This is a genomic window from Pseudomonas farsensis (assembly GCF_014268805.2).
Classification (GTDB): Bacteria; Pseudomonadota; Gammaproteobacteria; order Pseudomonadales; family Pseudomonadaceae; genus Aquipseudomonas; species Aquipseudomonas farsensis.
Map to the genome: position 1 here is coordinate 364,459 of NZ_JABWRF020000002.1, position 14,997 is coordinate 379,455.

The following is a 14,997-nucleotide window of genomic DNA, read 5'->3' on the forward strand; positions in this document are numbered from 1 at the left end:
AGATGATCGTAGTAGAAGGCCTGACCAAGCGGTTCAATGGCCAGACCGTGCTCAAGGGCATCGACCTGACCGTGCAGCCTGGCGAAGTGGTGGCCATCATCGGCCCCAGCGGCTCGGGCAAGACCACCTTCCTGCGCTGCCTGAACCTGCTGGAAACCCCCGACGCCGGGCGCATCCAGGTGGGCGACATCCGTATCGACGCCAACGTGTCGCTGGGCAGCCAGCAAGGCGCGATCCGCCGTCTGCGCCAGCAGGCCGGGTTCGTGTTCCAGAACTTCAACCTGTTCCCGCACCGCACGGCCCTGGAAAACGTCATCGAGGGGCCGGTGATCGTCAAGAAGACCCCGCGTGAGCAAGCCATCGAGCTTGGCCGAAGGCTACTGGCCAAGGTTGGCCTGGCCGGGCGTGAAGACGCCTACCCGCGGCGCCTGTCCGGTGGCCAGCAGCAGCGCGTGGCCATCGCCCGGGCGCTGGCCATGGAGCCTGAGGTGATCCTGTTCGACGAACCCACCTCGGCGCTCGACCCGGAGCTTGTGGGCGAAGTGCTGGAAACCATTCGTGGCCTGGCCGAAGAGAAACGCACCATGGTCATCGTCACCCATGAGATGAGCTTTGCCCGGGATGTGGCCAACCGCGTGGTGTTTTTCGACAAGGGCGTGATCGTCGAGCAGGGTGAGGCCAAGGCGCTGTTCGCCAACCCCCAGCAGGAGCGCACGCGGCAGTTTCTGAGCAAGTTCCTGGGTACTGCAGCAGCGCAGGATTGATACAGCTTTACACGGTAGGAGCGGCCTTGTGCCGCGATGGGCTGCAACGCAGCCCCAGCGATTGCGCATGAAGCACAGACACTGGGGCTGCGTTGCAGCCCATCGCGGCACAAGGCCGCTCCTACACAAAAGACCGCGTCGCTTATGGTTTTGCGATGGGAGCAGAGCAGACTTGTGCAAAACCACCAACCCAGCTCTTCTATTCATATTCCAAAGAGTTAGTTCATAAACTTTTAATAAGCCATTAGGGTATATCCACCGGACCACCGGACCAGCAAACGTCGGCCGCCAACCAATAAGGCGGCCCCAACTATTTTGTGAGGTCAACGATGGTCAGGGTCACAATCACCCCAGTGCGTAACGCCAGGGCATTGAGTGCAGCCAAGGAGCGGCACTGATGTCCAGCCAGCCAACCAAACCCCTGCATAGCGATATCGACAGCTCGCCACCGCTGCTGCCGGCCAAGGTGCTGCGCAACGACGCAGAAGCCCTGCAAGCCGCCCGCGAACTGGCCGAGGCCGCCCGCCAGCAAGCCTCGCGCCGCGATCAGCAACGCAAGCTGCCGTGGGCAGAAATCGAACAGTTCACCCGCAGCGGCCTGGGCAGCATCAGCGTGCCCAAGGCCTATGGCGGCCCGCAAGTCTCCTTCGAAACCACTGCCGAAGTATTCCGCCTGATCAGCGCCGCAGACCCGGCGCTGGGGCAAATCCCGCAGAACCAGTTCGGCATGCTGCAACTGGTCAACCTGACCGCCACCGAAGCGCAGAAGCAACGCATCTTCCGCTCGGTGCTGGACGGCTGGCGTATCGGCAATGCCGGCCCCGAGCGCAGCACCAAGGACACCCTCACCCTCAAGGCGCGCATCACCCGCGAAGGCGAAGGTTTTGTCGTCAGCGGCGAGAAGTTCTATTCCACCGGCGCCCTGTACGCGCACTGGGTCACGGTCAAGGCACTGGATGACCAAGGCCGCCAGCGCCTGGCGTTCGTGCGCCGTGGCAGCCCTGGCCTGCGCATCGTCGACGACTGGTCAGGCTTCGGCCAACGCACCACCGCCAGCGGCACCGTGTTGCTGGACCAGGTACCGGTAGAGGCAGAGCTGGTGCTGGACAACTGGCGCCAGCGTGACGTGCCGAATATCCAGGGCGCCAGCTCGCAGCTGGTGCAGGCGGCCATCGACGCAGGCATTGCCGAAGCCGCCATCAACGACGCCATCGCCTTTGTACGTGAAAAATCCAGGCCGTGGATCGAAGCCAAGGTCGAGCGCGCCAGCGATGACCCTTACGTCATCGCCGACATCGGCCGCCTGAAACTCGACTTGCATGCCGCCGAGGCGCTGCTGCGCAAGGCCGGCAGGGTGCTTGACGAAGTCAACGCCGCGCCCATCGACGCCGCCTCCGCCGCCCGTGCCTCGATTGCCGTGGCCGAAGCCAAGGTGCTCACCACCGAGATCGCCCTGCAAGCCAGCGAAAAGCTCTTCGAGCTGGCCGGCAGCCGCGCCAGCCTTGCCGAATTCAACCTGGACCGGCACTGGCGCAATGCCCGGGTGCACACCCTGCATGACCCGGTGCGCTGGAAGTACCACGCGGTCGGCGCCTACTACCTCAACGGCACCCTGCCCGCCCGCCATTCCTGGATCTGAAACATTGCCCATCAACCGGCAAGCCAGCCCCCTTGTGGGAGCGGGCTTGCCCCGCGATGGGCCCTCGGAGAGCACCATGACTGCATCCCTTATCACCAGCGACGCCCAGGCCCTGGCTGTCGCCGAAGAAATCGCCGTGCTGCTGCGCCCTGAAAGCGCCACCCGCGACCGCGAGCGCCGCCTGCCCCACGCCGAACTCGACCGCTTCGTGCAATCGGGCCTGTGGGGCATCAGCGTGCCCAAGGCCTTTGGCGGCGCGGGCGTGTCCAACGCCACCCTGGCCAAGGTCGTTGCCCGCATCGCCCAGGCCGACGCCTCCATCGGGCAGATCCCGCAGAACCACTACTACGCCCTGGAAGTGCTGCGCGTTAACGGTACCCCCGAACAACAGCAGCGCCTGTACGCCGAAGTGCTGGCGGGCCGGCGTTTCGGCAATGCCCTGGCCGAAATCGGCACCAAGAATGCCCACGAGCGCACCACCCGCCTGACCCGCGACGGCGACCAGTTGCGCATCAATGGCCGCAAGTTCTACTGCACTGGCGCCTTGTACGCCCAACGTATCCCGACCTTGGTCATCGATGAACAGGATGCCCAGCACCTGGCCTTCGTCCCCGCCGACAGCCACGGCCTGCAAGTGATCGATGACTGGAGCGGCTTCGGCCAACGCACCACCGGCAGCGGCTCGGTGGTATTCGACAACGTGCAGGTGCGTAGCGAAGACGTGGTGCCGTTCGGCAGCGCCTTCGAGCGCCCAACCACGGTCGGCCCACTGGCGCAGATTCTCCACGCAGCCATCGACACCGGCATTGCCCGCGCAGCCTTCGAAGACGCCCTGCACTTCGTGCGCACCCGCAGCCGGCCCTGGGTCGATTCCGGCCTGGACAAAGCCTGCGATGACCCACTGACGCTCAAGAGCTTCGGCCACCTGGCGATCCGCTTGCACGCCACCGAAGCCTTGCTGGAACGCGCCGGAGAGATCCTCGACCGCGCCCAACACGACAGCAGCGCCGACAACGTCGCCGCCGCGTCCATCGCCGTGGCCGAGGCGCGGGCGATCAGCACCGAAATCTCGCTGGCCGCCGGCACCACACTGTTCGAACTGGCCGGCAGCCAGGCCACATTGGCCGAGCACAACCTCGACCGCCACTGGCGCAACGCCCGCGTGCACACCCTGCACGACCCGGTGCGCTGGAAATACCACGCCATCGGCAACTACTACCTCAACGACGAAAACCCGCCACGCCGGGGGACCATCTGATGGCCAGGCAGATTCTGCTCAATGCGTTCAACATGAACTGCATCGGCCACATCAACCATGGGCTGTGGACCCATCCGCGCGACACCTCCACCCAGTACAAGACCCTGGCCTACTGGACAGAGCTGGCGCAGTTGCTCGAGCGCGGCCTGTTCGACGGGTTGTTCATTGCCGATATCGTCGGCACCTACGATGTCTATGGCCAGTCGCTGGACGTGACCCTCAAGGAGTCCATCCAGTTGCCGGTCAACGACCCGCTGCTGCTGGTCTCGGCCATGGCTGGCGTGACCCGCAACCTGGGCTTCGGCATCACCGCCAACCTCACCTACGAGGCGCCGTACCTGTTCGCCCGGCGGCTTTCGACCCTTGACCACCTGAGCAATGGCCGGGTGGGCTGGAACATCGTCACCGGCTACCTGGACAGCGCCGCCCGCGCCATGGGCCTGCACGCGCAGCCCGAGCACGACCGCCGCTACGACCAGGCCGACGAATACCTGCAAGTGCTCTACAAACTGCTCGAAGGCAGCTGGGACGACGATGCCGTGCTGGCTGATCGCGCCCAGCGGGTGTACGCGGACCCGGCCAAGGTGCGCAAGGTGCGCCACCACGGCGAGTTCTACGATGTCGAGGGCTACCACCTGTGCGAGCCCTCGCCGCAGCGCACGCCGGTGTTGTTCCAGGCCGGCAGCTCGGCACGGGGCCTGGGTTTTGCCGGCCTGCATGCCGAATGCGTGTTCATCAGCGGCCAGGACAAGGCCGGCACCCGCGCCCAGGTCGACAAGGTGCGCGCGGCTGCCAGCGCCGCTGGCCGCGATGGGCATGCCATCAAAGTATTCATGGGCATCACAGTGATCGTCGCGCCGACCGAGCAGCAAGCCCACGAGCGCCACGCCGAGTACCTGCGCTATGCCAGCCCCGAGGCCGGGGTCGCGCACTTTGCCGCCTCCACCGGCATCGACTTCGCGGCCTTCGAGTTGGACGAGCCGATTGCCTTCAGCAAAGGCAACGCCATCCAGTCCGCCACCCGCCAGTTGCAGGAAAACGCCTGGACGCGCCGGCGCCTGCTGCAACAGCACGCCCTTGGCGGGCGCTACGTGACATTGGTCGGCTCACCCGAGCAGGTGGCCGAGCAATTGATCAGCTGGATCGACGACACCGGCCTGGACGGCTTCAACCTGACCCGCACTGTCACCCCGGAAAGCTTCGAGGCCTTCATCGACCTGGTGGTCCCGCAACTGCAACAGCGCGGCCGCTACAAGACCGCCTACGCCGAGGGCACGCTGCGCGAAAAACTCTTCGCCAGCGACCATCCGCACCTGCCTGCCGACCACCCAGGCGCTACCTACCGCACACCCCAAACCGCCCCGACTGGAGCTTTGCACCATGCTTGAAAAACTGTTCCGGCCCGTTGCGGCCATTGCCCTGGGCCTCGGCCTGTCGGCCACGGTACTTGCCGCCGAGCCGCTGAAAATCGGCACCACGGCAGCATTCGCCATCCCTCTGGAAGCCGCCGTCGAAGAGGCCCACAAACAAGGCCTTGAGGTGAAGCTGATCGAGTTCAGCGACTGGATCGCGCCGAACGTGAGCCTTAACAGCGGCGACATCGACGTGAACTACTTCCAGCACATTCCATTCCTGGAAAACGCCAAGGCCGCCGCCGGCTTCAACCTGGTGCCCTATGCGCCCGGCATCATCAACAACGTCGGCCTGTACTCGAAAAAGTACAAAAGCTTTGCCGAGCTGCCCGAAGGCGCCAGCGTTGCCATCGCCAACGACCCGATCAACAGCGGGCGCGGCCTGCAACTGCTGGCCAAGGCCGGGCTGATTACCCTCAAGCCCGGGGTCGGCTACAAGGCCACCGAAGACGACATCATCGCCAATCCGAAGAAAATCAAGATTCTGCAGGTGGAGGCGGTGCAACTGGTGCGTGCCTACGATGACGCCGACCTGGTGCAGGGCTACCCGGCGTACATCCGCCTGGCCAACACCTTCGATGCCACCTCGGCGCTGCTGTTCGACGGCCTGGAAAACAAGGAATACGTGATCCAGTTCGTCATCCGCCCGCAAGAGAAAAACGACCCGCGCCTGGCCAAGTTCGTCGACATCTACCAGCACTCGCCAGCCGTGCGTGCCGCGCTCGACAAAGCCCACGGCTCGCTGTACCAGGCCGGCTGGGAAGGCTGACATGAGCCAGGCCCGCGCCCTCAAGGCGCCTACTGCGCACAGCACACCCGCGCTTGCCACCGAGCAGGTGCTGCGCCCGGAGGTCAATCAGGCCCATGTGCGCTTCATCGGCCTGGGCAAGACCTACCCCGGGCAGGCCCAGCCTGCGCTGCACGGCATCGACCTGAACATCCGCCGTGGCGAGATCTTCGGCATCATTGGCCGCAGCGGCGCCGGCAAGTCATCGTTGCTGCGCACGATCAATCGCCTGGAACAGCCGAGCCAAGGCCGGGTGCTGATCGACCAGGTGGATATCGCGCCCTTCGACGAAAACCAGTTGGTCGCGCTGCGCAGGCGCATTGGCATGATCTTCCAGCACTTCAACCTGATGTCGGCCAAGACCGTGTGGCAGAACGTCGAGCTGCCGCTGAAGGTGGCCGGGGTCGGCAAACCTGAGCGCCAGCGCAAGGTGCGCGAGTTGCTGGAGCTGGTGGGCCTGACCGACAAGCACCATGTGTACCCGGCGCAGTTGTCTGGCGGGCAGAAGCAGCGGGTCGGCATCGCCCGGGCGCTGGTGCATGACCCGGAAATTCTGCTGTGCGATGAAGCCACCTCGGCGCTGGACCCAGAGACCACTGCCTCGATTCTTGAGCTGCTGCGCGATATCAACGCGCGCCTGGGCCTGACCGTGGTGCTGATCACCCACGAAATGGCGGTGATCCGCGATATCTGCCACCGCGTGGTGGTGCTGGAACGCGGCGCGGTGGTGGAACAGGGTGAGGTCTGGCAGGTGTTCGGGGCCCCCCGCCACGACGTCACCCGCACCTTGCTGGCACCGCTTCAGGCGCGGCTGCCGGCCAGCCTGCAAGGTAGCCTGCGCGCCAGCCCCAGCAGCCAAAGCGCCGCCGTGGTGCTACGCCTGCAACTGGTCGGCGAGCCGCAACTGAGCGAACTGTTCACCGACCTGGGCGGCACGGTGCGGCTACTGCAAGGCGGCATCGAGACCATCGGCGAGCATGCGCTGGGGCAATTGATACTTGCGGTGCGCGGCTCGCCGCTGGGCACCGCGCAACTACTCGAACGCGCGCGCCGCTGGGCCGCCGATGTGGAGGTGTTGGGCCATGTGGATTGATCGCCTGCTGCAAGGCTTGCTCGACACCCTGCTGATGGTCGGTGTGTCTTCGCTGGTGGCGCTGCTGGTCGGGGTGCCGATGGCGGTGCTGCTGGTCACCAGCGACAAGGGCGGCATCTTCGAAGCGCCCGCGCTGAACCGCGTGCTGGGCGCCATCGTCAACCTGTTCCGTTCGATCCCGTTCCTGATCCTGATGGTGGCGCTGATCCCCTTCACCCGGCTGGTGGTCGGCACTACCTACGGGGTGTGGGCGGCCGTGGTGCCATTGACCATCGCCGCCACGCCGTTTTTTGCGCGCATTGCCGAAGTCAGCCTGCGCGAAGTCGACCATGGCCTGATCGAAGCCGCCCAGGCCATGGGCTGCCGGCGCTGGCATATCGTCTGGCACGTGCTGTTGCCCGAGGCACTGCCGGGCATCGTCGGCGGCTTTACCATCACCTTGGTAACGCTGATCAACTCATCCGCCATGGCCGGGGCCATTGGCGCCGGCGGGCTGGGCGACATCGCTTACCGCTATGGCTACCAACGCTTCGACAGCCAGATCATGTTGACGGTAATCGTGATGCTGGTGGTGCTGGTGGCGGTTATTCAGGTGGGCGGCGACCGGCTGGCGAAGGGGTTGAACAAGCGCTGAACAGCGTTCCGTGCGCTGAAAGCCAGGTTAGACAGCACCGCACAAAACGAAACTATGTCTTCGTTTTTATGCTCACAACAGATTAAATAGCAAAAAACTAAAATAAAACTTAGCTTTTAGGTCGTGGCACTCACAGGAAAGCATAATCGAAGCTATTATTTCGTTTTTAACGAGCGAATCCCATGAACCCATTGCGTCAGATCCTCACTGCTGATGACCTGGGCAGCACCATACGCCACGCCAGAAAGTCCCAAGGGATCACTCAATCCGATCTCGCGCTGCTGGTGGGTAAAAGCCATGTCTTGCTGCGAGACATCGAAAGGGGTAAAGGCAGTGTGTCCGTCGGCAGTGTGCTTCAGATCATGCAGGAACTGGGCATCCGCCTGTATGTGGACGTTCGCGACGAATGAGAAAGCTCGAAGTTTTCATCAACGATCAGCATGTCGCCACGCTGCGTGATGACGCAGGCATATGGAGCCTGGAATACACATCGGAATGGGCCGAACGTAGCGACGGTTACGATCTTTCCCCAGCGCTCCCGCGCAACAAAGGGGCAATCGTCGATGGCTCATCGCAACGCCCTGTGCAGTGGTTCTTCGACAACCTTCTGCCGGAGGAGCATGCCCGCGAATTACTGGCGAGCGACGCGCGTATCGCGTTTGCCGATGCGTTCGGCCTGCTGGGCTATTACGGGGCTGAATCTGCCGGGGCGATTACCTTGCTGGACGATGGCGAGCAGGTCCGCCTCCAAGGCTTGAAACCCTTGAGCGACTCGCAACTGAGTGAGCGCATCGGCAATCTGCCGCGCGTTGCCCTGACGACAGGCGCGCCCAAGCGCATGTCCCTGGCCGGTGCACAGCACAAATTGCCGATCGTGATGATCGACGGCGTTTTGTCAGAGCCCGTCGGCAGTACGGCTTCAACCCACATCCTCAAGCCGGATCACCCGCAGCGCGAGCTGTACGATGCGACTGCCGTGAATGAATGGTTTGTAATGAGCCTGGCGCAAGCCATGAAACTTGATGTCCCGCCCGTAGCGCTGCGACGGGTGCCGGAGCCTGTCTATCTGATCGAGCGATTCGACCGCCGCTTGCGGCAAGGCGAGCTGGAACGCCTGCACGTACTGGATGCATGCCAATTGCTGACGCTGGACAAAAGCTTCAAGTACCAGCAGGCAACCGTTCAGACACTACTGAAAATCCTGGCCCGCGTGCGTAATGTGGCGCAGACACGGATGCGCCTGTTCCGCTGGCTGGTTTTCAACATTCTGGTGGGAAACAACGATGCGCATCTAAAGAATCTGTCGTTCCATGTGCAAGCCGATGCATGCTATCTGGCGCCGCATTACGACCTGCTGTGTACAGCGGTCTACGGCGAAACATCGGCGCCGTGGCTCGACGCTGAGCTGGTCTGGAAACCTGATGGGGTGCGTACTCACGCAGAAGTCACGCGCAACAGTGTGTTAAGCCTGGGTGAGGCGATCGGCGTTCCGAGCATTTTGGGCAAAAAAATCATCGATGAGCTGGCCACTGTGATTGAAAGCCGGGCCCAGGAGCTCTTGCAGGCGCATGTTCATACCCTGACTGCCGGCGAGGCGCGGCTGGTGCGACGAATCGTGCATGGGGTTATTCGAGATATGGTGCTGAGACTCAAAAGCTGAGGGTATCGGCAAGCACCGAAGCCTCACCCCCAGCGCAGCTCCTGCGCGGGCACGGGCCTGCCGAACCAGTAGCCCTGCCCCAGCTGGCACTGCTGCTCCAGCAGAAAGCGCGCCTGCTCGGCCTGCTCGATCCCTTCGGCATGCACCTTCATGCCCATGCTGCGGGCAAGGGCGATGATCACCCGCACAATGGCGACATCGTCTTCATCGCACGGCAAGCCGGCGACGAAGCCCTGGTCGATCTTGAGTTTCTGCACCGGCATGCGCTTGAGGCGCAGCAGTGATGAATAACCGGTGCCGAAATCATCGATGGCCAGGTTCAGGCCCAATTCGCGCAGGCGGTGCAACTGTTCGAGCGCCACTTCAGGGTCTTCCATCACCGCGCTTTCGGTCACTTCCAGCTCCAGCAGCGCCGGGTCCAGGCCGGTGTCGTGCAGCACATCGGCCACCTCGCGGAACAGCTCGTGCTGGCCGAACAGGCGGCTGGAGATATTCACCGCAACGAACTCCAAGTGCTTGCCCTGCGCCTGCCACTGCACCATCTGCCGGCAGGCCTGGCGAAGTACCCAGGCATCGATTTCAGCGATCAGCCCGGTGCGCTCGGCAATCGGGATGAACTCCCCCGGCGGCACCAGGCCGCGCTCCGGGTGGTGCCAGCGCACCAGCGCCTCGACGCCGACCATCTGGCTGCTGAACAGGTCGTGCACCGGCTGGAAGAACACGCGCAGCTCTTGCTGCTCCAGCGCCCGGCGCAGTTCACCTGCGGTTTCTACCCGGTGCTGGGCGTGGGCGGTCAGCTCTTCGGTGTACAACGCATAGCAGGCGCGGCCGTTGTTCTTGGCCTTGAACAGCGCAGAATCCGCGTTACGCAGCAGTTGCTCGGCGCTCAGCGCATCGCTTGGGAACAGGCTGATGCCGATGCTGGCACTGATGAACAGGCGATGGTCATCGCACAGAAACGGCTCGCGCAGCCGCTCGATGATGGTCTGCGCCAGTTTGCCGGCATGGCCGATCTGCTGGCAGTTTTCGGCCAGCACACCAAATTCGTCGCCCCCCAGGCGCGCCAGGGTCACGCTGGTGCCCAGCACCTCACGCAGGCGCTCGCCCACCAGCTTGAGCAACTGGTCGCCGATGGTATGGCCCAGGCCGTCGTTGATGCTCTGAAAGTGGTCAAGATCGAGCAGCAGCAAGGTGCAACCGCGCTTGTTGGCCTGCGCAGCGGCAATCGCCTGTTCGGCGCGGTCGTTGAACAACAGGCGGTTGGGCAGGCCCGTCAGCGGGTCATGGTGGGCCAGAAAGGCCAGTTCCTGCTCGCTGTGCTTGATCGCGCTGATATCGCTGAACACCGCCACGTAATGGCTCAGCTCGCCGCTGTCGTCACAAATGGCGCGGATCGTCTGCCATTGCGGGTAGATCTCGCCACTTTTGCGCCGGTTCCAGATCTCGCCACTCCACTCGCCCTGCTCGGTGAGGGTGGTGTAGATCTGCTGGTAGAACGCAGCCCCATGGCGGCCAGACTTGAACTTGCTCGGGCGCTGGCCGATGACTTCGTCCTGCTGGTAACCGGTAATGCGCATGAAAGCGCGGTTGACGTGCACGATCAGGCCGTTACGGTCGGTGACCAGCACCCCTTCCAGGGTGCTGTCGAACACCGCTGCCGCCATGCGCAGGCGCTCGCGGTCCTCGCTGCGCAGCCGTGCACCGGCGCCGATGAAATTGAGCAGCCGTGCGCGCGAGACAAAAATCAGCACGGCGCTGAACAGCACCCAGACCACCAGGTTGATCTGCCGACCGATGGCCAAGGCCAGCGGGGTATCCGCCATACGCTGCAACAACAGCTCCGAGAGCCCCAACCAGAGGATCGAAAGCACCACGTAAAGCGCGGCCATGCGCAAGGCGTCGCGAACGGAAACGGACATGTCGGGTGGATGAGCCCTTTGAAATTAAGGGGGCATTATAAAGGCTGAAACACCCTGTGACTTCCTATCCAAAAGGGCGACTGGTTTTATTTCACTGCCAAGGGATAATGCAACCGCTGTTTCCCTGTTTTTCCGAGGGTCTTTCCCGTTATGTGGTATTACGGTTTGCTCGATCTGTCGGCCTGGCAACTGGTCGGCGTCACCCTACTGATGACGCACGTGACCATCGTCAGCGTGACCATCTACCTGCACCGCTATTCGGCGCACCGCGCGCTCGAACTCAACGCAGGCCTCAAGCATTTCTTCCGCTTCTGGCTGTGGCTCACCACGGCGCAGAACACCCGCGAGTGGACAGCCATCCACCGCAAGCACCACGCCAAATGCGAAACCCCGGACGACCCCCACAGCCCCGTGCACAAGGGCTTGGGCACCGTGCTGCGCAAGGGCGCCGAGCTGTACCGCGAAGAGGCACGCAACCCCGAAACCCTGCGCATCTATGGCAAAAACTGCCCGGACGACTGGATCGAGCGCAACCTCTACTCGCGCTACAAGCTCGGTGGCATCGCCTTGATGGCAGTCATCGACCTGCTGTTGTTCGGCACCATCGGCATTACCATCTGGGCCGTGCAAATGGCCTGGATTCCCTTCTGGGCGGCCGGCGTGGTCAACGGCTTGGGCCATGCCGTGGGCTATCGCAACTTCGAGTGCCGTGACGCTGCCACCAACCTGGTGCCGTGGGGCATCATCATTGGCGGCGAAGAACTGCACAACAATCACCACACCTACCCCAACTCGGCCAAGCTGTCGGTGCGCCGCTGGGAGTTCGACATGGGCTGGATGTGGATCCGCCTGCTGAGCATGCTGCGCCTGGCCAAGGTGCAGCGTGTGGCGCCTATCGCGCACCGGGTCGAGGGCAAGGCCTCGCTGGACATGGACACCGCCATGGCCATCCTCAACAACCGGTTCCAGATCATGGCGCAGTACCGCAAGCTGGTCATCGCGCCGCTGGTGAAGCAGGAAGTCGGCAATCTCGACACCTCGGTGCGGCATCACTTCCGCCGCGCCAAGCGCCTGCTGTCGCGTGAAACCAGCCTGCTGCAGGACCGTCATCACCTGCGTATCGAGTCGATGCTGGCGCACAGCCAGGCGCTGAAGACCATCTACGAAAAACGCCTTGCCCTGCAGCAGATATGGGCCCGCACCAGCGCCAACGGCCATGACATGCTCGCGGCCATGAAAGACTGGGTCCACGAGGCCGAAGCCAGTGGTATCCAGTCGCTGCGCGACTTCGCCGCACAGCTTAAAACCTACTCGCTGCGCCCCACCGGCGCCTGACGCCCGCTGATCGCCATGCCCTGCAACAGGGCATGACATCTGGAACTTTACCCCCGCGCAACGACTCAAACCCGGCACATCGCCCGCGTGGCGGGCCGGTCCCAGGCCGCACGCCCTTCGTCGAGATTCGTTTCGTGCTCATGGCCAAAGACCGCCCAACCCTGCCCACCGGCGGCCCCCGCCCCGAGGCTGCCCAAACACTACTCGCCCTGCTGCACGCCCAGGGTGAAGTGGCGCGCCTCAGTGAACGCGAGCAGCTGTATTCGTCGCTGCTCGACAGCGTCAATGCAGCGTTGTGGGCCTTCGATTGGGAAACCCGCCAGGTGCTCTATGTAAGCCCGGCGTTCGAGCGCATTTTTGGGCGCCCCGCAAGCCTGGTGATGGCCGACTACAACGAATGGCGCGATGCGATCTACCCCGACGACCTGGAATACGCCGAGCGCAGCCTGGCGCAAGTGTTGGTCAAGGGCACCGTCGAGGACCGTGAGTACCGCATCATCAACGCCGCGGGCGAAGTGCGTTGGCTGAGCGACAAGTGCTACATCAACCAGCAGCGCGAGGGTGACCCGCGGGTGATCATCGTCGGTATTGCTGAAGACATCACCGAAAAGAAGCAGCTTGAAGGCGAACTGCAACGCCTGGCCACCACCGATGTGCTCACCCAGAGCAGCAACCGCCGGCACTTCTTCGAGTGTGCCCAGCAGGCTTTCGAGAAGGCCCGTGAAGACGGCACGCCCATGGCGTTTTTGCTGTTGGACATCGACGATTTCAAACTCATCAACGACAGCTACGGCCACCAGGAAGGCGACCAGGTGCTGCAACGCATCGCCGACAGTGGCAAGGCCGTGCTACGCCGGGGCGACCTGTTCGGGCGCATTGGCGGTGAAGAGTTCGCGGCGGTGTTCCCCGGCTGCACAGCAGAGGTCGCCGAGCAGATCGCCGAGCGCCTGCAGCGCGAGATCCAGCGCTTGAGCTTCAGCCATGGCGAGCAAACCTATGGTGTGACCGTCAGCCAGGGGCTGACCGGCCTACGCGATGAAGACGCAACGCTGGACACCCTGTATGCCCGTGCCGATGCCGCGATGTACCAGGCAAAGCGGCAGGGCAAGAATCAGATCGTACTGGGCTGATTTTCTGAAGCGCTATTCAGGGCTGGCTTTGACAGCCTCATCCGAAACAGCCTCCCCCTCGCCTACCGTACCCTCCACCTCATCCTGCTGCGCCGCCTGTTCGCGGGCCAGCGCCGCCTGGCGCTCGGCCTCTTCCTCGGCCACCGCATGCGGGTTGACCTTGCGCAGCGCGGTAAGCTCGGGCAGCCCAAGCTTGAGCAAGCGCGCAGTCTTGCCGCCGGCAATCTTCTCAAGCCCGGCGCTGGGCTTGAGCCGGGCCATCTGCCCGGCCAGGCTCATGGCGAGGATCTCGCGGGAATACACCCCGCCGCCCAGTTGATAGACAGCGGCAATGAGCTCGCGCAGATCCAGCGGCAAGCGCCAGCGAGTCCGTAGCGCCGAGCCGAACGGGGCGCCGAACTCGTTGAGCGACAATTGCACCTGGTCTTCATCCAGCTCGCCCCCGGCCAGGCGCCACTCCTGCAACGTCCGCAACACCGCCAGATCGCCCAGGCAATGCAAAAGCCCGGCGCAATAACAGCGCTCTTCGTCGACCTCCAACTGCCGCGCCAAGGTGCGGCCGTACTCGGCGGTATGCAGCGACAGGTTCCAGTAATGCGCCGCATGCCGCGCCAGCAGCGGGTCGCTCAGGCGGGCGCTGCGCTTGAGCGTAAGGCCCAGGATCAGGTTCATGCTCTGGGTGCTGCCGAGCTTGTTCAACGCCTGCAACAGCGTTTGCACCGAGCCATCGCGGTGCAACGCTGCGCTATTGGCAGCGGCAATCAGCACACCGGTGATCTGCGGGTCGCTGCGCACCTCTTGCTCCAACACCTTGAGGTCCAGCCCGTGCGGGTTAAGGGCGCGCTTGATCGCCACCTCCACATCGGCGAACAACGGGCCGCCATCGGCAGTGGCGCGGCGCTGTTCCAGAAAGTCCACAAGCCGGGCACCCGCTTGCAGCGCCGGGACCGGGCAGGCAACCTGCTGACCGGCATCGAGCAGCAGGTGCTCCAGGCGCTTGCGCAGGTTGTCCATGTCGAGCGGCTTGCTCAGGTAGGCGGTGGGCTGCAGCGGCAACGCTTCGCGCACACTGGCGCTGTCGGCACGATTGCTCAGCAGAATGAACGGCAGGCCCGCGCGCGCGCCCTTGGCGCGCACCTTGCGCAGCAGGTCGAGGCCATCGACGCCGGACAGTTCACGGGCTGCGATGATCAGGTCAGGGTTGGCCGCCAGCGCGGTGACCGCCTGCGCGCCATCGGCGCAGATCTGCAGGCGCGCATCGCAGCGCACGCTAAGCAGCATCTCGCTGAGCATGTCGCGCACCCAAGGGTCGCTTTCGACGATCAGCACGCGGGGGGGTAAGGGGTCGGCCGCACTCATGGCGAAT

Annotated in this window: 13 protein-coding genes; 11 read left to right on the forward strand and 2 right to left on the reverse strand. The window is 63.8% G+C overall.

Going from position 1 to position 14,997, the window contains the following annotated elements:
* Positions 1–2 precede the first annotated feature (2 nt).
* From tcyN to HU719_RS11040, 9 genes are all read left to right on the forward strand, one after another.
* On the forward strand, positions 3–764 hold the full coding sequence (tcyN, locus tag HU719_RS11000) for an L-cystine ABC transporter ATP-binding protein TcyN (protein ID WP_186519470.1): 762 nt from the start codon (positions 3–5) through the stop codon (positions 762–764).
* A gap of 397 nt (positions 765–1,161) precedes the next feature.
* Positions 1,162–2,403, forward strand: a complete 1,242-nt coding sequence (locus HU719_RS11005) for an SfnB family sulfur acquisition oxidoreductase (RefSeq protein WP_186519468.1) — start codon at positions 1,162–1,164, stop codon at positions 2,401–2,403.
* Positions 2,404–2,479: 76 nt separating this feature from the next.
* A complete protein-coding gene (locus tag HU719_RS11010) occupies positions 2,480–3,661 on the forward strand; it encodes an SfnB family sulfur acquisition oxidoreductase (protein WP_186519466.1) in 1,182 nt (393 codons plus the stop codon).
* Positions 3,661–5,049 carry an LLM class flavin-dependent oxidoreductase gene (locus HU719_RS11015; protein ID WP_186535076.1) on the forward strand — a complete coding sequence of 463 codons (1,389 nt, stop codon included), beginning with the start codon at positions 3,661–3,663 and terminating at the stop codon, positions 5,047–5,049. Before HU719_RS11010 ends, HU719_RS11015 begins: the two co-directional genes overlap by 1 nt.
* On the forward strand, positions 5,042–5,842 hold the full coding sequence (locus HU719_RS11020) for a MetQ/NlpA family ABC transporter substrate-binding protein (RefSeq protein ID WP_186519462.1): 801 nt from the start codon (positions 5,042–5,044) through the stop codon (positions 5,840–5,842). Before HU719_RS11015 ends, HU719_RS11020 begins: the two co-directional genes overlap by 8 nt.
* A gap of 1 nt (position 5,843) precedes the next feature.
* Positions 5,844–6,953, forward strand: a complete 1,110-nt coding sequence (locus tag HU719_RS11025; protein WP_186535075.1) for a methionine ABC transporter ATP-binding protein — start codon at positions 5,844–5,846, stop codon at positions 6,951–6,953.
* Positions 6,943–7,587 carry a methionine ABC transporter permease gene (locus tag HU719_RS11030; RefSeq protein ID WP_186519458.1) on the forward strand — a complete coding sequence of 215 codons (645 nt, stop codon included), beginning with the start codon at positions 6,943–6,945 and terminating at the stop codon, positions 7,585–7,587. Before HU719_RS11025 ends, HU719_RS11030 begins: the two co-directional genes overlap by 11 nt.
* A 182-nt stretch (positions 7,588–7,769) precedes the next feature.
* Positions 7,770–7,997 (forward strand): helix-turn-helix domain-containing protein, encoded by a 228-nt coding sequence (locus tag HU719_RS11035; protein ID WP_186535074.1) that lies wholly within the window; start codon positions 7,770–7,772, stop codon positions 7,995–7,997.
* Positions 7,994–9,247 (forward strand): HipA domain-containing protein, encoded by a 1,254-nt coding sequence (locus HU719_RS11040; protein WP_186535073.1) that lies wholly within the window; start codon positions 7,994–7,996, stop codon positions 9,245–9,247. The genes HU719_RS11035 and HU719_RS11040 overlap by 4 nt, the downstream gene beginning before the upstream one ends.
* Positions 9,248–9,270: 23 nt before the next feature.
* Here HU719_RS11040 and dibA read toward each other — a convergent pair whose 3' ends face one another.
* The gene (gene dibA, locus HU719_RS11045) at positions 9,271–11,166 is read right to left on the reverse strand and encodes a phosphodiesterase DibA (protein WP_186535072.1); all 1,896 of its coding nucleotides are present in this window, start codon (positions 11,164–11,166) and stop codon (positions 9,271–9,273) included.
* A gap of 150 nt (positions 11,167–11,316) precedes the next feature.
* Here dibA and desA point away from each other — a divergent pair, with 150 nt between their 5' ends.
* Complete coding sequence (desA, locus tag HU719_RS11050) at positions 11,317–12,501, forward strand: delta-9 fatty acid desaturase DesA (protein WP_186535071.1); 1,185 nt, start codon at positions 11,317–11,319, stop codon at positions 12,499–12,501.
* Between the two features lie 140 nt (positions 12,502–12,641).
* Entirely contained in the window at positions 12,642–13,631 is a 990-nt protein-coding gene (locus HU719_RS11055) for a GGDEF domain-containing protein (RefSeq protein WP_186535079.1), read from the forward strand.
* Between the two features lie 12 nt (positions 13,632–13,643).
* Here the strand turns inward: HU719_RS11055 and HU719_RS11060 are convergent, their stop codons facing one another.
* The gene (locus tag HU719_RS11060) at positions 13,644–14,990 is read right to left on the reverse strand and encodes an HDOD domain-containing protein (RefSeq protein WP_186535070.1); all 1,347 of its coding nucleotides are present in this window, start codon (positions 14,988–14,990) and stop codon (positions 13,644–13,646) included.
* Between the last annotated feature and the right edge of the window lie 7 nt (positions 14,991–14,997).

Excerpts from the sequence above, each read along its gene's own strand:
- tcyN (WP_186519470.1), top strand. The coding sequence starts at position 3 with ATGATCGTAGTAGAAGGCCTGACCAAGCGGTTCAATGGCCAGACCGTG.
- HU719_RS11005 (WP_186519468.1), top strand. The coding sequence starts at position 1,162 with ATGTCCAGCCAGCCAACCAAACCCCTGCATAGCGATATCGACAGCTCG.
- HU719_RS11010 (WP_186519466.1), top strand. The coding sequence starts at position 2,480 with ATGACTGCATCCCTTATCACCAGCGACGCCCAGGCCCTGGCTGTCGCC.
- HU719_RS11015 (WP_186535076.1), top strand. The coding sequence starts at position 3,661 with ATGGCCAGGCAGATTCTGCTCAATGCGTTCAACATGAACTGCATCGGC.
- HU719_RS11020 (WP_186519462.1), top strand. The coding sequence starts at position 5,042 with ATGCTTGAAAAACTGTTCCGGCCCGTTGCGGCCATTGCCCTGGGCCTC.
- HU719_RS11025 (WP_186535075.1), top strand. The coding sequence starts at position 5,844 with ATGAGCCAGGCCCGCGCCCTCAAGGCGCCTACTGCGCACAGCACACCC.
- HU719_RS11030 (WP_186519458.1), top strand. The coding sequence starts at position 6,943 with ATGTGGATTGATCGCCTGCTGCAAGGCTTGCTCGACACCCTGCTGATG.
- HU719_RS11035 (WP_186535074.1), top strand. The coding sequence starts at position 7,770 with ATGAACCCATTGCGTCAGATCCTCACTGCTGATGACCTGGGCAGCACC.
- HU719_RS11040 (WP_186535073.1), top strand. The coding sequence starts at position 7,994 with ATGAGAAAGCTCGAAGTTTTCATCAACGATCAGCATGTCGCCACGCTG.
- dibA (WP_186535072.1), bottom strand. The coding sequence starts at position 11,166 with ATGTCCGTTTCCGTTCGCGACGCCTTGCGCATGGCCGCGCTTTACGTG.
- desA (WP_186535071.1), top strand. The coding sequence starts at position 11,317 with ATGTGGTATTACGGTTTGCTCGATCTGTCGGCCTGGCAACTGGTCGGC.
- HU719_RS11055 (WP_186535079.1), top strand. The coding sequence starts at position 12,642 with ATGGCCAAAGACCGCCCAACCCTGCCCACCGGCGGCCCCCGCCCCGAG.
- HU719_RS11060 (WP_186535070.1), bottom strand. The coding sequence starts at position 14,990 with ATGAGTGCGGCCGACCCCTTACCCCCCCGCGTGCTGATCGTCGAAAGC.